Source organism: Haloarcula sp. H-GB5 (genome assembly GCF_054850705.1).
Genome location: NZ_JBTWBG010000002.1, coordinates 1,035,974 through 1,055,098, shown reverse-complemented (window position 1 = coordinate 1,055,098; position 19,125 = coordinate 1,035,974). Strand labels below are relative to the sequence as shown.

Annotated in this window: 18 protein-coding genes; 11 read left to right on the top strand and 7 right to left on the bottom strand. The window is 63.3% G+C overall.

Translation table 11 applies throughout. From position 1 onward, the window contains the following. Positions 1-22 precede the first annotated feature (22 nt). Both ACYJ11_RS13330 and ACYJ11_RS13325 read left to right on the top strand, forming a co-directional pair. Positions 23-1,000 (top strand): phosphoadenosine phosphosulfate reductase family protein, encoded by a 978-nt coding sequence (locus ACYJ11_RS13330; protein WP_461648132.1) that lies wholly within the window; start codon positions 23-25, stop codon positions 998-1,000. A 698-nt stretch (positions 1,001-1,698) separates the two neighbouring features. After that, complete coding sequence (locus ACYJ11_RS13325; RefSeq protein ID WP_461648131.1) at positions 1,699-2,889, top strand: MFS transporter; 1,191 nt, start codon at positions 1,699-1,701, stop codon at positions 2,887-2,889. Here the strand turns inward: ACYJ11_RS13325 and ACYJ11_RS13320 are convergent, their stop codons facing one another. Next, the gene (locus ACYJ11_RS13320; RefSeq protein ID WP_461648130.1) at positions 2,890-4,911 is read right to left on the bottom strand and encodes an acyl-CoA synthetase; all 2,022 of its coding nucleotides are present in this window, start codon (positions 4,909-4,911) and stop codon (positions 2,890-2,892) included. It lies immediately after the preceding gene. Positions 4,912-5,055: 144 nt separating this feature from the next. Then, entirely contained in the window at positions 5,056-5,925 is an 870-nt protein-coding gene (locus tag ACYJ11_RS13315; RefSeq protein WP_461648129.1) for an SDR family oxidoreductase, read from the bottom strand. 246 nt (positions 5,926-6,171) lie between these two features. Here ACYJ11_RS13315 and ACYJ11_RS13310 point away from each other — a divergent pair, with 246 nt between their 5' ends. From ACYJ11_RS13310 to ACYJ11_RS13290, 5 genes are read left to right on the top strand one after another with little or no spacing between them, the layout of a single operon-like run. Beyond that, positions 6,172-7,521, top strand: coding sequence for an ABC transporter substrate-binding protein (locus ACYJ11_RS13310; protein ID WP_461648128.1), 1,350 nt, complete (start codon positions 6,172-6,174; stop codon positions 7,519-7,521). Positions 7,522-7,530: 9 nt separating this feature from the next. Then, complete coding sequence (locus ACYJ11_RS13305) at positions 7,531-8,475, top strand: branched-chain amino acid ABC transporter permease (protein ID WP_461648127.1); 945 nt, start codon at positions 7,531-7,533, stop codon at positions 8,473-8,475. Next, entirely contained in the window at positions 8,475-9,623 is a 1,149-nt protein-coding gene (locus ACYJ11_RS13300; RefSeq protein ID WP_461648126.1) for a branched-chain amino acid ABC transporter permease, read from the top strand. Before ACYJ11_RS13305 ends, ACYJ11_RS13300 begins: the two co-directional genes overlap by 1 nt. Before the next feature lies 1 nt (position 9,624). Continuing rightward, a complete protein-coding gene (locus ACYJ11_RS13295) occupies positions 9,625-10,380 on the top strand; it encodes an ABC transporter ATP-binding protein (protein ID WP_188976782.1) in 756 nt (251 codons plus the stop codon). Next, positions 10,373-11,110, top strand: a complete 738-nt coding sequence (locus ACYJ11_RS13290; RefSeq protein WP_461648125.1) for a branched-chain amino acid ABC transporter ATP-binding protein — start codon at positions 10,373-10,375, stop codon at positions 11,108-11,110. The genes ACYJ11_RS13295 and ACYJ11_RS13290 overlap by 8 nt, the downstream gene beginning before the upstream one ends. A gap of 24 nt (positions 11,111-11,134) precedes the next feature. On the opposite strand, the gene ACYJ11_RS13285 is transcribed toward ACYJ11_RS13290, so the two are convergent. Continuing rightward, positions 11,135-11,839, bottom strand: coding sequence for a helix-turn-helix domain-containing protein (locus ACYJ11_RS13285; protein WP_461648124.1), 705 nt, complete (start codon positions 11,837-11,839; stop codon positions 11,135-11,137). 107 nt (positions 11,840-11,946) lie between these two features. Here ACYJ11_RS13285 and ACYJ11_RS13280 point away from each other — a divergent pair, with 107 nt between their 5' ends. Continuing rightward, positions 11,947-12,531: a GNAT family N-acetyltransferase gene (locus ACYJ11_RS13280; RefSeq protein ID WP_461648123.1), complete on the top strand. Its 585-nt coding sequence runs from the start codon at positions 11,947-11,949 to the stop codon at positions 12,529-12,531. Positions 12,532-12,553: 22 nt separating this feature from the next. Here ACYJ11_RS13280 and ACYJ11_RS13275 read toward each other — a convergent pair whose 3' ends face one another. Beyond that, positions 12,554-13,027, bottom strand: coding sequence for an FKBP-type peptidyl-prolyl cis-trans isomerase (locus tag ACYJ11_RS13275; RefSeq protein WP_461648122.1), 474 nt, complete (start codon positions 13,025-13,027; stop codon positions 12,554-12,556). A gap of 129 nt (positions 13,028-13,156) precedes the next feature. Here ACYJ11_RS13275 and ACYJ11_RS13270 point away from each other — a divergent pair, with 129 nt between their 5' ends. Together ACYJ11_RS13270 and mce are read left to right on the top strand one after the other, a co-directional pair. Further along, the gene (locus ACYJ11_RS13270) at positions 13,157-14,839 is read left to right on the top strand and encodes an acyl-CoA mutase large subunit family protein (protein ID WP_188976772.1); all 1,683 of its coding nucleotides are present in this window, start codon (positions 13,157-13,159) and stop codon (positions 14,837-14,839) included. A gap of 83 nt (positions 14,840-14,922) precedes the next feature. Continuing rightward, a complete protein-coding gene (mce, locus tag ACYJ11_RS13265; RefSeq protein WP_461648121.1) occupies positions 14,923-15,312 on the top strand; it encodes a methylmalonyl-CoA epimerase in 390 nt (129 codons plus the stop codon). A 23-nt stretch (positions 15,313-15,335) separates the two neighbouring features. Here the strand turns inward: mce and ACYJ11_RS13260 are convergent, their stop codons facing one another. Then, positions 15,336-15,983, bottom strand: coding sequence for an NUDIX hydrolase (locus ACYJ11_RS13260; protein ID WP_461648120.1), 648 nt, complete (start codon positions 15,981-15,983; stop codon positions 15,336-15,338). An 84-nt stretch (positions 15,984-16,067) separates the two neighbouring features. On the opposite strand from ACYJ11_RS13260, the gene ACYJ11_RS13255 reads away from it, so the two are divergent. Next, positions 16,068-17,036, top strand: a complete 969-nt coding sequence (locus tag ACYJ11_RS13255; RefSeq protein WP_461648119.1) for a sugar phosphate nucleotidyltransferase — start codon at positions 16,068-16,070, stop codon at positions 17,034-17,036. 186 nt (positions 17,037-17,222) lie between these two features. Here ACYJ11_RS13255 and ACYJ11_RS13250 read toward each other — a convergent pair whose 3' ends face one another. Beyond that, positions 17,223-17,942, bottom strand: coding sequence for a diphthine--ammonia ligase (locus tag ACYJ11_RS13250; RefSeq protein ID WP_461648118.1), 720 nt, complete (start codon positions 17,940-17,942; stop codon positions 17,223-17,225). Between the two features lie 35 nt (positions 17,943-17,977). Continuing rightward, complete coding sequence (locus ACYJ11_RS13245) at positions 17,978-19,099, bottom strand: DUF373 family protein (RefSeq protein ID WP_461648117.1); 1,122 nt, start codon at positions 19,097-19,099, stop codon at positions 17,978-17,980. Positions 19,100-19,125: the final 26 nt, after the last annotated feature.

The following is a 19,125-nucleotide window of genomic DNA, read 5'->3' as shown; positions in this document are numbered from 1 at the left end:
CGTAATTATATCTCATTACACTATGTCCGAATCAGCAGAGTTCCCGGACTATCTGGACGTTGATTACACTGACGGGGAAGGCGAAGACTCCGAAGAGTACCCGACCGTCAACCACAAGATCGAGAAGGCTATCGAGGTCACGAAGACCGGCCTCGAAGAGTACAAGAACCCTGTCGTGATGTGGACTGGCGGCAAGGACTCGACGCTGACGCTGTACTTCGTCAAGGAAGTCGCCGAGCGCTTCGACCTCGAAGTTCCGCCGGTCGTCTTCATCGACCACTACCAGCACTTCGACGAGCTCATCGACTTCGTCGAGCACTGGGCTGACGAGTGGGACCTCGATGTCATCTGGGCCCGCAACGAGGACGTGGGCAACTACGTCGACGAGAACGGTCTCGAACCAGGTGACGACATCCCCGTCGACGAACTCTCCGAACACAACCAGCACCACATCCGGAACATCCTCGAATACGAGGAGGACACGTTCCCGTTCCTGCTGGACACCTACGTCGGTAACCACCTCCTGAAGACGGTGGCGCTCAACGACACTATCGAGGAACACGACGTGGACGGCATCCTGTCGGGCATCCGCTGGGACGAGCAGGAGTCCCGCGCCGACGAGACGTTCTTCTCGCCGCGTCACGACCCGGACATCTACCCGCCGCACGACCGCATCCAGTCGATCCTCCAGTTCGCGGAAGCCGACGTGTGGGAGGCCTTCTGGAACTTCGTCGTCCCGGACACGGTCGAGGGCTACCCGGACGACGGTTACGTCCCACAGGGTCAGGACGACCTCCCCGAGGGCATCGAGAAGGAAGACGTGCCGGTCTCGCCGAAGTACTTCGCCGGGTTCCGTTCGCTCGGGAGCGAGGTCAGCACCGACAAGTCCGCCGAAGAGCCCGCCTGGCTGCAGGACATGGCGAACACAACCGAGCGCGCCGGCCGCGCTCAGGACAAGGAAGACCTGATGGAGCGCCTGCGCGACCTCGGCTACATGTAAACGGCCACGGAACGACACCGGTTCCGTATCGCTGTTTCTCTTGCTGTCTCAGTAGGGACGTTCGCCACACCAGACGTAAGTACACAGCCGAATCCGCCTGTCGACCGAAACGGGCGGTCTCCAGTAGCGGACCCCAGAACTCAGAACCTGCTAACGGCCCGTGTATTGCCACTCCAACACTTCGACAGGAGTCGATGTAGGCTGCGCCGGCAGCAATCCCGGATCCGGTGTGGTCGAGCGCATAGAGCGGACACGGCTGCCGGTATATGCGTGGCAACAACTACAAGCGTCGGCCAACGCTCGTTTTAGGCCCTTGTTCATCTTTTCTGAATGATGTAATTATCCGTCCCACAAGCTGGTGGATTGCAGTCTAAGCCTCGCTACATCCCATAAAACGGCGGAAAAAGAGATATAGACAATTGTCGAGAAAAGGTTTAGGTACTGTCGAACACTACCAGTGCGTGAATGAGTTCAGATCAGTACAACTGTCCGAACTGCGGGGCGGAATTGAGCTACCAGACGACGAAGCACAACGGCTGTTCGAACTGCGGGTTCGTTCCGCCCCACGGCGCTGAGTAACGCGGATTGGCCGGGTTAGCGGACGCGCTGTTCTGTCGTCGGTAATTGCAGAGCTCTACAAGCAGCGTCCTGTATTCGGGTCCGACATCTATTTTTCTCGGCTCGCTGTATGGTTATCTGTGACGGACCGTACAGACCGGGGCGTTCTCGCGGGCGTTATCTTCGCCGTGTTACTGGCGCAAGTCTTGCTGTATCCGGGCGTCGACAGACTCGTTCGGTCGCTTGGTGCGACGACGGACCTGAACGCGAGTATGTGGTTCCTTGCGGCCGAATTTGGGGCGTTTGTCGTTTTCGCTGGTATGTGGGGTGTACTCAGCGACGCAACCGGACGGCGCACGCCGTACATCGCCGGCGGAGCGGGCGTAGGCGCAGTACTGTATGCCCTCATCGCGTGGCTTCCCGGGATGGTCTCGCTCCCGTTTGTCGGCGTGTTGGTCTTGCGAGTGCTTCAGGGTGGGGCTACGATCGCCGCGTTCTCCCTGGCGATGACGATGCTGATGGATCTCGGCGGCGGCCACGGCAAGAACATGGGAGCGGCAGGAATCGCTATCGGCAGTGGGACGGCGCTTGGTGCGCCACTCGGCGGCCAACTGTACGAAATCCAGACCACGCTCCCGCTGTACGTGGCGAGCACGCTGTCGCTCGTCGTCGCGGTGGCCGCCCTGCTCGTGACCGACCGCGCACCGTCGGACGGGCGATCGGGCCTGGCTGCGACCGTGTCCGGGCTCAAACAGCGGCCGACGCTCGGCGTGCCGTACGCCTTCGGGTTCATCGACCGACTCACTGCGGGGTTTTTCGCACTCGTCGGAACCCTGTATTTCAGGGAAACGTTCGAACTTGGGCCTGGCGAGACAGGAATCATGCTTGCGCTGTTTTTCGCCCCGTTCGCCCTGCTGCAGTATCCTTTTGGCGTGCTTTCTGACCGTATTGGCCGTACTATTCCTATCGTCCTCGGATCGGTGCTGTACGGCCTCACGGTCATGGGCGTCGGGCAGGCCCCGACGGTGGCCATCGCCGGGGCAGGAATGGTTTTGACCGGTGTCATCGGCGCACTGATGGCCCCGGCGACGATGGCGCTCGTCTCGGACCTCGCCGGCGAGACGGAGCGCGGCACTGCGATGGCCGGGTTCAACATCTTCGGTAGTGTCGGCTTCCTCGCCGGCATTCTTATCGGGGGGACTGTCGCCGGAGTCTTCGGCTATCCCGTTGCGTTCCTCGTCGCCGGCGGGACGGAAGTCGTCCTAGCGGTGCTGGCGCTACCCGGACTGTTACGACTTGAGAAGCCCGCCAAGGATGCCGTCGGGAGCTGATTACGACGCTTCGCGAATCTCGTCCAGCGCCGCGGGGTTCTCGATGCTGGACATGTCGCCCAGGTCCTCGCCGCGGTAGACGCCAGCGATGGCCCGGCGGATGATTTTCCCGCTCTGAGTCTTGGGGAACTCGTCGACGAACAGCACCTCGCGGGGCCGGAACGGCTTGCCGAGTTCCTCGCCGACGGCGGCGCGGATATCGTCCCGGAGGTCGTCGTCGGATTCGTAGCCGGGTTCCAGCACGGTGTAGAGAACGACGGCAGTGCCGGTGGTGTCGTCCGGCGCACCGACGGCGGCGGCCTGATTGACCGCGTCGTGTTCCATCGCCGCCCCTTCGACCTCCGCCGGTCCGACCTTCCGCCCGGCGACGTTGAGCACGTCGTCAGCCCGGCCGTGGAGGAACCAGAGGCCGTCCTCGTCTTTCTGGGCCCAGTCGCCGTGGTCCCAGATGTCGTCCCAGGTCGACCAGTACTCGTGCAGGTAGCGCTCGTCGCCCGACCAGAGCGACCGGGTCATCGACGGACAAGAGTCCCGAGCGACCAGATAGCCGCGCTCGTGCGTGTCGGCGATGGACTCGCCATCGGAATCGACGATATCGATGTCCATCCCCAGCCCTGGACCGCCCAGCGTGCAGGGTTTGAGCGACTGGATCGGCATCGGCATCAGGAAACAGCCCATGATTTCGGTCCCGCCCGAGATGTTGATGATGGGGCAGCTCTCGTCGCCCACGTTTTCGTAGAACCACTGCCAGCTCTCGGGGTCCCAGGGCTCGCCGGTCGATCCCAACAGCCGCAGGCTGGAGAGATCGTGGCCATCCAGCCACTTGTCGCCCTTCTTGCGGAGTGCCCGAACTGCGGTCGGTGAGACGCCGAAGGTGGTGATGTCGTGGCGGTCGATCATCTCCCAGAAACGGTCCGGCTCGGGGTGGTCCGGCGCGCCCTCATACATGAACACAGTCCCGCCGAAGGCGTGGTTCCCCAGCAGCGTCCACGGGCCCATCATCCAGCCGATGTCGCTCACCCAGAAGAAGCGGTCGCTCGGCTTGTGGTCGAAGCCGAAGTAGATCTCCTTGGCCGCCTGCATGAGCGCGCCGGCGTGCGTGTGGACGATGCCTTTTGGCTTCCCGGTCGTCCCCGAGGAGTACAGCAACATCGACTCCTGATTGCTCGGGAGTTCCTTCGCCGCGTACTCGTCATCAGCAGTCTCTATTGCTTCGTCCCACCACTCGTCGCGACGTGTCCAGCGGATGGTCTCGTCGGGGTCGTCGGCGACGCCAAGGCGGTCGTAGACGACTGTGTGTTCGACCGGTGTCGTCCCGAGTTCCTCGCCGGCCTGCTTGATTGCCTCGTCGGCGCTCCCTTTGAGGTGGACCTCGGAGCCCCGGCGGTAGAAGCCGTCGCCGGTGAAGAGGACAGAACACTCGGCGTCCGCGATACGGGTCGCCGTCGCGTCGACGCCGAACCCGGAGAAGATGGGCACGGCGACCGCGCCGACCTTGAGACAGCCGTACAGTATCGACGCGACTTCGGGCACCATCGGCATATACAGACCGACGGTGTCGCCGGTGCCGACGCCGACGGACTCCAGATAGTTCGCTACCTTGCTGGCCTGCCGATTCAGTTCGTGGTACGTGACTTCTCGCACGTCGCCGGGTTCGCCCTCCCAGATGAGTGCGACCGTGTTTCGAGTCGGGCTGTCCCGCGCTGCGTGGCGGTCCAGGACGTTGTGGGCGGCGTTGATAATCCCGCCAGTGTACCAGTCGGTGAACTGCGGCCCCTCACTATCGTCCCGGACCTCGTCGTACGCTTCGAAGAACTCGATGTCGAGGTACTCCGGGAGCAGGTCCCAGAACCACTCGACGCCCGAGTCGGATTCCTCGGGCAGGTCTGTGGTCGTTCGCTCGATGAGTTCGTCGTAGTTGTCGATGTCGTATTCCTGCATGAACTCCCAGACGTTCGTCGATTCGACGAACGAATGGCTCGGTTCGTGGACGATGGAGTCTACGTGGTTTTGTTCGCTCATTGCGTCAGTATTCCGTAGTGTTTGGTCGTCTGGTATAAACTGGTACCGCCGTCCGGCACGCAATACGCGTGTGCCGGTCGGGTAGCCCGATTCCGCACCGTCTGTGTGTGGCGCATCGGCAGTTCATCGACTCACGTCACTGTCTCACTCGTACGTTTTTGTCATGCCGCCGTCGAACAGCAGGTCCCCGCCGTTGAGGTGGTCGGCGTGGGTCGAGAAGCCGAATACGAAGAGATTCGCCACGTCGATGGGGTCCATCATCTCCTTGACCCGGGCCTGCCCCAGCATCACGTCGTCGATGACCTCGTCGACACTGATGCCCCGTTGCTCGGCGGTGTCGGGAATCTGGTCGACGACCAGCGGCGTCTTGACGTACCCGGTACTGATAGAGAAGCCGCGGAGCCCGTCACCACCTTCGGCGGCGATAGACTGTGTCAGCCCCCGCAGACCGAACTTCGAGACGTTGTAAGCCACCTTGTCCGAGGTGACGTAGTGGCCGTGGACCGACGCCATGTTCCCGATGGCACCCACGCCGTCGTCGGTGCCGCGGATGTGCGGGATGACGTGCTTGGAAAGTGCGAGCGGGGCACGCAACATCACGTCGTGCATCTGGTCGTACTTCTCCATCGGGAAGTCCTCGATGGCGTCGATGTGCTGAAGACCGGCGATGTTGGCGAGGTAGCGCACGGTGCCATGAGAGGCGGCGGTCTCGACGATGGACTCGATATCCGCGTCGTTCGCGAGATCGCCGGTCACCGTCTCGACGGTTCCATCGAGGTCGAGGTCCGCCGCTGTGTCCGCGACTTCCGCGAGGCCATCCGCGTCGATATCCGTCGCGACGGCGGTAACCCCGTTAGCGGCCATCGCCAGCGTCGTCGCTCGGCCGATACCCGACCCGCCGCCGGTCACCAGACAGACGGTGTCACTCGTGTAGTGGTCGTCGCCGACGAACAGGATCGAGGACTCGTCGATCGGCTCGACTTCGAGCCGTTCGTGAGAGGTGCTGGATGCCATTCAGTCACACGTTCTCCAGTCATCTCCGAATAGGGGCGGGTTGACATGTATACCCGACTGGCTGCTGTGACGCGCCCGCAGTCCGGCCCGAGAACGCTGTTCCGTCATCTCACCGGCGTCGTGGTTTACGTGTAAACCTCTCGTTATTCGTGGGTTACGTCGGAAGACTCAGTCATCCCTGTGAGCGTGGCACACACCGCGTGACCAGCCTCCTCGGACTCGTCCGGGGCGTATTGGGACACACCTATGAAACGAACGATAACGGACCATGACAGCGAAGGTATCGGCAGGCGACAACTGCTCTCCGCCGTCGGCGGCTCAGCCGTCGCCGCAGCGCTCGCTGGCTGCTCGACGCTGCTGAGCGACGGCGAGGCGGCGGACCAGGGTGGGCAGTCCGGTGGCGAAATTTCCGACGAGCCGATACAGGCCGGGCTGTTGACCTTCACCCGCGGCGCACCGGGCGTCCTCGGGATTCAGGCCCAGCGTGGAGCCGAACTCGCCGTCCAGCGCATCAACGAGGCGGGCGGTATCGGCGGGCAACGCGAGATCGAACTGGACGTGGTCAACGAGGGGTCGAACCCGCTCGACAGTTACAACCAGTTCATCGAAGAGGGGAAAGAGGTCACCTTCGGCCCCATCTCTAGTGGCACACACAGCCAGATCGCTCCTGAAGTCGAGAAAAACGAGGTCATCAACGTCAGTACTGACGGGACGGTGACGACGCTCTACGAGGAAACCGTCCCCGATCCGACCTACTCCTTCCGCTTCCAGAACTACGACATCATGGAAGTGGTGACGATGGCCCGGGAGGCCGTCGAGCGCATCGGCGCGGACAACATCTCGACCGTTGCCGGGGTCAACCCCGGCTACTCCTTCGGCGAGGACGAGATGCGGGTGTTTACACAGGCCATTCAGAAACTCACTGGCGCAGAAGTTGTCTACGAGGGGTTCCCGGAACTCGGAGCCAGCGACATGGCGAACCACATCACCTCGATCAACAACGAGGAACCGGATGTGACATTCTCCAGCCTGTGGGGCGGCGACGTGACGACGTTCGTCCGGCAGGCCAACGCCAACGACATGTTCGAGAACACGACGGTGTTCGGCACGACGCTGTACAGCGCCGCCGGGGACGTGCCGGGCGATGCACTGGCCGGGACGGACATCTACTCCGGGTCGCGGAACTACTACTGGGGCCTGCCGGCGCTTGGCAACTGGCAGCCCGGCCGCGACCTGTTCGACGCCGCGACACAGCAGGAGGGGGTGTCGGTCCCGACGGCGCACTACATGAGCGGGTACGGAGCGGTCACCGCCTGGGCGACGGCCGTCGAGAAGGGCATCGACCTACTTGGTACCTACCCCAGCCAAGAGCAAATCGCGCAGATCCTAGAGGGACACGGCTTCTTCACGCCGGCCGGCTACCACAACATGGCCGAGGATCATCAGGGGTCGTCGAACTCCTTCGCCGGGCAGATGGTGTACGACGACGACCTCGGCGCGGCCAGGCTCGACGACGTGAACGTCTACGCCGCCACCGAGACGGCACCGCCGCCGGGCGTCACCGGCAGCGACTGGCTGGACAGCTGGAGCGCCTGATACCGAGCCATGGCCGTAACACCCACAGCCGCGCTCGTCCAGACGCTCAACGGCATCCAGTTCGGGTTCATCCTGTTCATGATCGCCTCGGGACTGACCGTCATCCTAGGGATTCTGGACGTTCTGAACCTCGCCCACGGGGAACTGTTCTCACTGGGCGCGTACACCGCCATCGGCGTGTTCGGGTTTATCATCGGCATCATCGGCCCGCCGGGTGGCGGCGTCGTCGGCACCGCCGTGTTCGTCCTCGCGGTCCTCGCCGCCGTGCTTGTGACGGCGGCGATCCTCCTCCCCGTCGGCACCCTCTTCGAGGCGGTGTTCCTGCGCCAGATTTACGACCGCGACCAGGTGTACCAGCTGGTGTTGACCTTCGCCCTCCTGCTCATCCTCCTCGACGTGAAGAAGTTCATCTGGGGGGACAGCTCGATCCGGACAGATGCCGTCTACAGCGCAATCAACTCGATTCCAACGAGCGAACTCGTCGGGCTGAACTACCCAAGCTACAACGTGTTCGTCATCCTCGTCGGCTCGGCCGTCGTCGCGGGGCTGTTCTGGTTCTTCGAACGGACGAAGACCGGCCGCATCATCCGTGCGACGGCCATCGATCGCGAGATGGCGACCGCCATCGGCGTCAGCACCGACCGCGTGTTCACGCTCGTGTTCGCGCTGGGCGCGTTCCTCGCCGGCTTCGCCGGTGCAATGGCGGTGCCGCCGACGTCGGCGACCTTGGAGATGGGCACCAATCCGCTGGTGCTTTCCTTCGTCGTTATCGTCATCGGCGGCCTCGGCAGCCTCCGCGGGGCGTTTGTCGGCGCACTCCTCGTCGGTGTCATCCGGAGCTGGATGATTACGCTGTACCCGCCGGGCGAGATCGCGGCCCCGTTCGCCATCATGGCGCTCATTCTGCTGGTCAAGCCAGAGGGCCTGTTCGGGACGTGGGGTGAGACGGCGTGATGCCGGAGCGCGTCGACCGCGACGGAACGCCGGCGTATCGCTTCCTCGGAGTCGAAGTAACGCGACGAGAAGCAGCATTCCTCGTCCTGGGGGTCGTGTTCCTGTTCGTCATCCCCGACATCGCGAGCCTTTCCGACAGCCTCCAGCTTAGCGTCATCCATCAGGGCCTGCTGTTTGGCTTTGCGGCGGTCGGGCTGAACCTCCTGCTTCGGCACACGAAGCTCACCTCGTTCGGCCACGCGGCCTTCTTCGGCACCGGCGCGTACGCGACCGCGGTCCTCGCGCGCTACGCCGGTGTCCAGAGCGTCGGGCTGCTGTTGCTCGGAGCCATCGCCGCCGCGACGGTGATGGCGGCCATCATCGGGGTGTTGTCGCTGCGACACACCGGGCTGTACTTCGCCCTCCTGACGCTGGCCTTCGGCCAACTCCTGTACGCCATCGCACTCGGTCAGAGCGCACTCGGCGGGAGCGACGGACTCCCGATTCGGCCGGGGCCGGCGAACCAGCCGCTCCTGTTCGGGACTGCGTTCAGCCCCGATGTGTACCAAATTCTGACGTACTACCTGACAGTGGTCGTCATCCTCATCGGCCTGTTCGTGATGTACCGCATCACGCAGTCGCCGTTCCGCAACGCCCTGGACGCCATCGGGCAGGAACGGACCCGGGCGCGGTTCATCGGTCTGCCGGTCCGGCGGTACGTCTGGGCCGCGTTCGTCATCTCGGGCATCTACGGCGGCGTCGCGGGCGGGCTGTACGCCGTCGTCCGCCAGTACGTCCGTCCGGAGGGGACGCTGTTTTTCCTCCGGTCGGGCGACATCCTGTTCATGGCGATTCTGGGCGGGTTCCGGACGCTTGTCGGCCCGCTCATCGGCGGTGTCGTCCTCGTCTTCCTGCAGGACGTGGGCCAGGATATCACCCAGTACTACGAGTTCCTGACCGGCGTTGTGCTGCTGATACTAGTGTACGGGTTCCCGCGGGGGATCGTCGGGTCGCTCCGGTCTGGCGGCATCGTCAACGCGCGGCTCAGCGAGCTGCGCAGAGAACCGTCCGTCCTCTCGACGTGGAGCCGGAGCGCCGCGCAGTCGATAGAACGGAAGGTGACAGCGGCGCTGACCAGCCTGCGGATAATCCTCTTCGGAGTCGATTGATATGCTCGAAGCACGCAATCTACGGAAGTCCTTCGGTGAACTGGTCGCAACTGACGACATCACGCTCGAGTTCGGTAAGGAGGAGGGCGAACTCGTCTTCATCGTCGGCCCGAACGGGGCCGGGAAGACGACATTTATCAACCTGCTGACTGGGTTCCTCTCGCCGGACGAGGGGTCCATCGTCCTCGACGGCGACGACATCACCGGCATGTCGGCCAACGGGCGCGTCGATGCCGGCATCGCCCGGAGCTTCCAGGTCGTCAAGGTGTTCGAGGAGATGACCGTCCGTGAGAACCTCCGGACGGTCGTGTTGACCGAACAGGGCAAGACCTGGAGCCTGTTCTCCATGGCTGACGGCCACGAAGAGGTCGAGTCACAGGTAGAGGAACTGGTCGAGAAGTTCAGGCTCGAAGACGCGGCTGACACCGTCGCCGAGGAGCTCCCCCACGGCGACCGGAAACTGCTCGACGTGGCGATGTCGTTCGGCCTCGACCCGGACTACCTCCTGCTCGACGAACCGACCTCGGGCGTGTCGACCCGCGAAAAGGAGTACGTCATCGAGACGATTGTCGAGGTCGGCCGAGCCGAGGGCGTTACGACGGTAACCATCGAACACGATATGGACATCGTCACGGAGTACGCCGACCGCGTCGTCGCACTGCATCAGGGAACTGTCCACGGGGTCGGCCCGCCGACGATGCTCGAAACCGACGACGAACTCCGGCGGCTCCTGCTGGGGGTGGGCGACGATGAGTAGCGAACCGCTGCTGTCCGTTCGCGGCCTCAACGCTGCCGTCGAGGGGTTTCAGGTGACCGAGGACATCGACCTCGACGTGAACGCCGGGGAGGCGGTCGGGCTGGTCGGCCGCAACGGGGCGGGCAAGACAAGCACCTTCCGCGGCATCATGGGCCTGACACCAGTCTGGAGCGGCTCAGTCACGTTCCGCGGTGAGGAGCTGACTAGCATCCGCTCGGAGCTGATCCCTAAGCGGGGCATCGGCTACCAGCCCGAGGACCGGAAGCTGTTCACCGGGATGACCGTCGACGAGAACTTCCGGCTCCCGATCTGGACCAGCGGAAAGGCCCGCGGTATCGACGACGAGGACGCGGTCATCGAGAGCGTCTACGACGTGCTCACTGAACTCGATGACCGCCGGAACGCGAAGGTTCAGAACCTCAGCGGCGGCCAGGCCAAGATGGTCGCCATCGGCCGGGCGCTGGCGCTCCAGCCCGATCTGCTCATTCTCGACGAACCGCTGGAGGGATTAGCGCCGGTCGTCGTTGAGAACCTCAAACGGTACATCCGGGCCATCAACGACCAGGATATCGCGGTACTCATCGCGGAGTCCAACGTCACGCACGTCCCCGAGGTCGTGGACCGACTCTATGTCATCGAGCGTGGGGATATCATCGCTAGCGGCGACCCCGAGGAACTGGCAGCCGACGAGGAGATCCAGAAGCTGATGCAGGGCAGCGGCGCGGAGTAGCGACAGGGCAACGCTGAACCAGTCTTACTCGGTCACGTCATTCATCGCCGTCGTGACGCGGTCGAGTATCTTCCGTTGACTGCGCCGGAGGTTCTTCGAGATAGCCATCTTCGACACGTCGAACTCCTCGGCGAGGGAGGAGAGCGTCGCGTCCCGGGGCGTGTCGAAGTAGCCGCCTTCGACGGCTTTCTCCAGTGTGTCTCGTTCTACTTCCGACAGTTCTCGACAGCCGTCGACCAGCCGCTTTGCCGAGTCGATGTTCTGTAGCAGGTCGTAGTAGTCCTCCAGATCGACCGACTCGCGGGATCGGATCGTGTAGTCGTTGTCCCGTTCGAGTTCCGACAGGGTTCCCTCCGCGACCCGCTCGGTGTCGAAGCCGACGTGCCAGATCTCGGACCCGTCCCGGATGCGGAACGGGCCGGTGATGTAGCCGCTGTGGTCGCGGATGACGCTCATCGCGTTCGTCTCGTCGATGCGCGAGCGGATGAGCGCCAGATCATCCTTCCGACGAAGGAGCTGGTAGGATTCCATGTGATCGTGGGTCTCCAGTGCGTTCAGCCCGCGATCTAGTTCCTCACGGTCCGCGCCGTTGACCATGATCCGCGTCTCAAGCTCCCGCTCGACAGGGTGGAAATCCCACTGCTTGGCCAGGAACGACACCTCGTAGTCCCGTGTCGTATCGATGTACGGACAGTCGTACTGGACCATGTCCATCTCGAGCGAGATCATGGGTAATCAATCATGTTGGACTGTCTTAGTGGTTGCCTCTCAACCAGGTCGTCTCCCGTCTCAATCACGCCGCAAACCCTTTTGACTGCGGCAGTCAAGTTTAGAGCATGTACGTCCGGGATGCCAAAAACCGCGAGGAAGTCTGGTTGCTCGACCGTATCGAAGAGATGGGGCTGGACGAGACGGCTTTCAGATCCCGGGACTACGTCGTCGCTATCGACGAGGAGAGTCACAAAAAAGCGGGTTTCGGCCGCATCCGTATCCACAAGGGCGGCGACGAGCCAGTCTGTGAACTGACCAGCATCGGCGTCCTGCCCGAATGGCGCAATCAGGGCGTCGGTGCCCACGTCATCGAGCGCCTGGTCGAGTACGCGGGCGACGAGGGGTTCGACACCGTCTACTCGCTGACGAACGCCTCGGAGTACCTCGCGCAGTTCGGTTTCGAACGCATCGAGCCGGCCCAGTTGCCTGACCCACTCCGGGACCGACTCGCGACTAAGCAGGAGAACATCCAGCCGGATGCGGTGCCGCTCCGGGTTACCGCCGACCGCTTCGAAGTGCCCGGCCACCTCCGCAAGCGATTCAAGCAGGCCAGTGCCGGGGAACCCGAGGAGCCAGAGCCCGAGGAGGGTCCCGAGGACTTCGGTATCGATCCCGACGAAGCGACCTACAAGTACGACACGGGCGACTGATCAGCTGTCGACGGCGGATTCACTACCGGATGTCGACGACTTCGATGTCGAACACGAGTGTCTTACCGGCCAGCTCGTGGTTGAAATCCACCTCAACAGCATCGTCTTGGACGGCAGTCACATCCCCGTGAAGCCCGTTTTCGGCCTCGACGTGGATTCCGACTTCCGGCTCTTTTCCCACCATGCCCTCGAACGTCTCGGGGTCGTACTCGCGGATGCGGTCGGACTGGAACTCGCCGTAGGCTTTCTCTGGGGGCACCGTGACGGTGGCCTCCTCACCCGCGGCCATGCCGACGAGCGCCTCGTCGATCCCTTCGATGATCTCCCCTGCACCGACGGTGAAGGAAAGCGGTGCGTACTCGCTCGCCTCGACACCCTGTGCCTCCATGAGTCCGTGCTCCCTGGCGACTTCGGGACGTGACGTATCGAAGACGCTCCCGTCCTCGAAGCGGCCGACGTACTCGATGGTGACGCCGTCTCCCGGTTCGATTGGCATACGTCCTCGGTAGAGACCGACGATATAAACCCACCTCGGAACAGCGCGCCGTGAATCCCCGCGGGGTGAGGATTACAAATCGTGAAGGATTTAAGAACCCTTAAGCCTCCGCCGTCCGACAGTCCGTCCATGTTTGACCCCGACGAGCTGGAGGAGATACGGGAGTCGAAGGCTCAGTGGGAGGAAGACGATGTCCAGCCCACCGTCGATCGCTTTGGCGAACGCAAGGAGACGTTCACCACGGACACCGAAGGGCACGAGGTAGACCGCCTGTACACACCTGAAGACATCTCGGATCTCGACTACGAAGAGGATCTGGGTTTCCCCGGCCAAGAGCCCTACACCCGCGGCGTGTATCCGACCGGCTATCGGGGCCGCCTCTGGACAATGCGCCAGTACGCCGGGATGGGGACCGCGACGGAGACCAACGAGCGGTTCAATTACCTGCTCGACCAGGGCCAGACCGGGCTCTCGATGGCGTTTGACCTCCCCACGCAGATGGGCTACGACTCCGACCACGCGATGGCCGCCGGCGAAGTTGGCAAAACCGGCGTCGCCATCGACTCGCTGGACGACATGGAGACTGTGTTCGATGGCATCCCGCTGGACGAGGTCTCGACGAGTATGACCATCAACGCCCCCGCGTCGGTGCTGTTGGCGATGTACATCGCTGTCGGCGACAAGCAGGGCGTCGACCGCGAGGAGCTTCGCGGGACCATCCAGAACGACGTGCTCAAGGAGTACATCGCACGGAACACGTTCATCTACCCGCCGGAGCCGTCAATGCGGCTCATCACCGACATCTTCGAGTTTTGTGCCGCCGAGACGCCGAAGTTCAACACCATCTCTATCTCCGGGTATCACATCCGCGAGGCCGGCTCGACGGCCGCCCAGGAGATCGCGTTCACCCTCGGTGACGGCATCGAGTACGTGGAGGCCGCTATCGAGGCCGGGCTGGACGTGGACGAGTTCGCCCCGCAGCTCTCCTTTTTCTTTGCCTCCTATAACAACATCTTCGAGGAAGTGGCGAAGTTCCGGGCAGCGCGTCGACTCTGGGCGAAAATCATGGACGAGCGCTTCGACGCACAGAACCCCAAGTCCAAGCAACTGAAGTTCCACACCCAGACCGCTGGCTCGACGCTGACCGCCCAGCAGATCGAGAACAACGTCGTCCGCGTCTCCTACCAGGCTCTCGCGGCGGTCCTGGGCGGAACGCAGAGCCTCCACACCAACGGCAAGGACGAGGCCATCGGCCTGCCGACAGAGCAGTCTGTCAGAACTGCACTGCGGACCCAGCAGATTCTCGCCCACGAGTCTGGCGCAGCGGACACCATCGACCCGCTGGCCGGAAGCTACTACGTCGAATCACTGACCGACGAACTCGAAGCCGAGGCCCGTGAACTCATCGAGGAGGTCGACGAACGCGGCGGGATGCGCCGCTCCATCGAGGAACAGTGGGTTCAGCGCCAGATTCAGGACGTGGCCTTCGAGCGCCAGCGCGAACAGGAAGCTGGCGAACGCATCATCGTCGGCGTCAACGAGTATCAGGTCGAAGAAGAGGGCGAGCAGGACATCGAAGAGGTCGACGAAGCGGTCGAGCAGGCCCAGCAGGACAACGTCGCTACGGTTCGGGAGGAGCGCGACGAGGAGGCCGTCGAGGCGAAACTCGACGCGCTCCGACAGGCCGCCGAGGGCGACGAGAACGTCATGCCCTACATCATTGATGCCGTGAAAGTCTACGCCACGACCGGCGAGGTGTGCGACGTGCTCCGGGACGTGTTCGGCGAGTACCAGCCCGGTTCGTCAATGTAGGCTCGGTCGAGACGCGGATATTGCCTATTTTTCCAGTCCTCCGTGCTCCCAGAATTATAAGCCATCCCGGTGTACGGCCGTCCATGCGCTTCGATCACGCCGGCATCGCGACCGACGACGCCGCCCCGCTCGCAGAACTGTTCGCCGATGCGTTTGAGACACCGGTCGTCCATGAGGAGACGTTCGACGGGCTACAGGTGACGTTTCTGGAGATGGACAACGGCTACTTCGAACTGCTAGAACCGCTGCCAGACGCCGACGGCGCGATTCCCAGATATCTCGACAGCAATGGGCCGGGCATCCATCACGTGGCTCTGGAGACAGACGATATCGCCACCGCGCTAGAGACCGTTAGTGACTGCGGCATCGACCTCATAGACGAGGAGCCACGGCCGGGCGCGTGGGGGCACGACGTGGCGTTCCTCCATCCGAAAACGACTGGCGGGGTGCTCGTGGAGCTAGTCGAACACTAACGGAGAGCCCCCGGATTCCGGAGTCACTCGTCGCCGAGGAAGGCCGCGAACCGGTCTTCAGCCCCGGGGGTCAGGCGGTCCGGCGGCTCCGCGAACCACGCCGCGCCGACGAGTTCAGACTCGTCCACGTCGAGGCTCCCCTTCTTGTACTCTGCTTCGAGGAAGATGTCTAGCGTGTGCACCGACCCCTGTGCATCGGTGTCCGGATAGTACTTCGAGTGAACGACCTCCGCGACGCCGGTGACCGTACAGCGGATGCCAGTCTGTTCGTTGACACGGCGCACGGCAGTCCCTTGGACCGACTCGTACTCGCCCCCCTTGCCGCCGCCGGGCAGCGCCCACATGTCAGCGCCGCGCCCAAGCACCAGCAGGACACGGTCGCGGGTATCGCCGGCCGCCTGCTCTGGTATCTGGTCACTTAGCTCCGGGAACTCTGAGCCGTCTCGGGTGACGAACACGACGCTGTTCCCGGAGTACCCAGTCCCGCGTGTCGCAGCGAACACGTCGGCGTATTCGTCGGGCGATAGCTCGAAGGTCTCCTCGGTGACCGGAACCTCGTCGTAGGCCGCTTCCAGGCTCGAAATACGCTCGTCGACGTTCGTCTGGTTGATCTTCTCCGTGAGGTTCGCATCTCCCGCCCCAGTCTCAGGGCCGTCGGCGTCGTCAGTCATACGGGGTTGTACTCCGGGGCACCGATAAGTGCCGTGGTCCAGCCGATGAAAAAGAACTTGTATTCTGGTTGTCTGCTTCCGGACATGAAAGCGATTGTCCTCGCAGGCGGGTACGCCACCCGGCTCTGGCCTGTCACCAAGCACCGGCCCAAGATGCTGCTCCCTGTCGGTGAAACGACCGTCATCGATCGGATTCTCGGGGAATTAGAGGAGGACGATCGCATCACTGACGTGTTCGTCAGTACGAACCAGCGGTTTGCCGACGACTTCCGGGACCACATCGCCGCGAGCAGTTTCGAAAAGCCGTCGCTGACCGTCGAAGAAACCGCCGAGGAAGACGAGAAATTCGGGGTCGTCGGCGCGCTCGCCCAACTGGTCGACCGCGAAGGGCTCGGCGATGAAGACCTGCTCGTCATTGCCGGCGACAACCTCATCAGCTTCGACATCGCGGAGTTCATCGACTACTTCGAACAGTACGACGACCCCACGCTCGCCGCCTATGATGTTGGGTCCCTCGAAAAGGCCAGCTCCTACGGCCTCATCGAACTCGACGGCGAGGAAGTCACGGACTTCCAAGAGAAGCCCGACGACCCCAACAGCACGCTCGTCTCGATTGCCTGCTACGCGTTCCCGGCGGATGCGATTCGCTTCGACGAGTACCTCGAAGACGGAAACAACCCCGACGAACCCGGCTGGTTCATCCAGTGGCTCGTCGATGACGGGCCGGTCCGTGCGTTCACGTTTGACGACGCCTGGTACGACATCGGGACGCCCGAGAGCTATCTGGAGGCCGTCGCGTGGGAACTGGACGGGGACAACGTCGTCGCGGAGGACGCCACCATCGAGAACACCACGCTCGGCGAGAACGTTCACATCCTCTCGGGGGCGGAAATCGTCAACTCCAGCCTCGACGGGACCATCGTGTTCCCGGACACGACCATCATCGATTCGGACATCCGCCAGTCGATTATCGACCGCGACACGCAAGTCGAGAGTCTGGACCTCGCCGGTGCGCTCATCGGCGCACACACACAGTTGACCAACGGCGATTAGTCCCGCCCAGCCGTTTTGTCTTTCCTGATTACGCCAGCCACGCGTCTTCGATCTGTACCGTCGTACCTTTTTCATCGTCGGGTGTCCTCGGGCCGGTGGCCCTGCGGGCACCACTCGATGAAAAATCTCCGCTAAAAAGCCGGTCGCTCGTTCGCGTTGCTCACTCCCGCCCGGTCCGAAATCGACTCACGCCAGCCACGCGTCTTCAATCTGGAGCGTCCCGCGACTGCCATCCCACTCTGTCTCGTACTCAAGTTCGATTCGGCGGTCCATGTGTGGCCCGTCGGTGACGAGCGTCTCGAACTCTCCACCTTCGCCGAGGATGTGGACGCCGTACTCCTCGTTGAGTGCCTCCAGTTCGTCGAGCGCGTCGGCGTCGAGCGTGCGACCCAGCCAGGACTCGTCGAGGCCGTAGGCGGCAACGCGGATAATCCGAATCTCGAAGCCGGCGTCCAACATTGCGTCGGCGAGGTCGCGGGGGTTTTCCTGCCACAGCGGCGCGAACACGTTGGCTTCGAGGCGGTCGGCCATCGATTCGATGCGGGTCGTCTGGTACTCGCTTTCGACAGCGCCTGCGGTGACGCCGGTGATGCCGCCGTCCAGTTCACCGTCGAGTTCACGCAGTGCTTCTTCCAGCGGTTCGAGTTCGGCGTCGCCCTGCTCGCCCGAGTCAGGCACGTCGTCGGCCTCGAAGTCATCAGGTTCGACCTCGACCAGTGGGATACCGATACTCTCGGCAGCCAGGCGAGCCAGTCGTGTCGCCGGAACGTGGTACATGTAGGAGTCGCCCTCCGGGTGGACCGTCACCAGGCGTTCGACGGGGTGGCCCCGTTCCAGTGCCCGGTACAGCGCCCACGAGGAGTCTTTGCCGCCGGAGAACAGCGAAACCCACGCGCCGTCTGTCATAGCCACCGGTAGCCGTCGGCGGCGTAAATCGCTGTCTATTCCACCAGTTCGTCCTCGATATCGGTATGGCTGACGTAGGTTGCGACCCGGACGCCGACGAGGCTAATGAGGATGCCCGCGAGGATGAACAGCCCGAGGCGGGTCCCTGCATCCAGCGAGAACCCCTGAATCTGTACGATGCTGAGGTTCGTCTCCGGCACCTGAAACGGCTCGAACACGCCACCGCGTTCAAGAAAGTACGCAGAAAAGCCGCGAACAACGAGCCCGACCGCGACCGCACCGAACGGAAGGTTCACGTACGCGCTCCGGACCCCCTCTTGCTGGATGAGTTCGTCCAGCAGACGGCCCAGCGAGGCGGCCAGCGCCGCGCCGGTCAGCCATGGGACGGACGCGAAGGCAAAACGGTTCGCAAGCAGGAAGGGACTGATATCGCCGACCGCAGAAACGCCCAGCACGCCGGCGAAGACGCCGACGAGCGAGAGGCCGGCGGCGACGACGTAGGTCACGAGCGACACCTGCCCTGAGTACAGCGCCTCCCGGGTCTGGCCGGGGAGTCGCGAGAGGTACGCGTCGATACCAAGTCCCTTGTAGATGAGGAACACGCCGATGGCGGCCGCGATAGCGCCGACGGCGATGGTCGGGCTGGTGACGACGAGCAACAGCGGGAACGCGAGCATGATGATGCCGACGGGGACCAGCACCGTCTTGCGCAGTTCCTCGTCGGCCAGGAACTGTTTGAGCAGGTAGTACGTCGACTCGATGTCGCGGGCCTGACGGACGACAACGCGGTCGACGGCATCCACCTGAACGCGGCTCTCGATGATGGGGACCAGCCGCTCGTCGTCGGCGCTGTCGACGACGACGACCGCGGAGTCCGGGTCGTGCTCGGCGACCAGACTGTCGATCTGGCTGGCGATCTCCCGGTCCGAGCCGACGCTGTCACTCCCGCCACCGACGACGGCGAGGACCGGCGCAGACTCCTCGGCTTTGAGTTCATCCGCGACTGCGAGCCCTTCGAGGAGGCAGTTGACTCGGCTGTCTTCCGGGTCAACGACGCCTGTCTGGGTGATGAGTGCCTCGACGGCGTCGCGGCCGACGACGGGACACGCCGCTGTGGCCGGGCTGTCCCTGTCGATACACACCACCAGCGTAGTCACACTACGGCGAAGGCGGTCCCCGAATA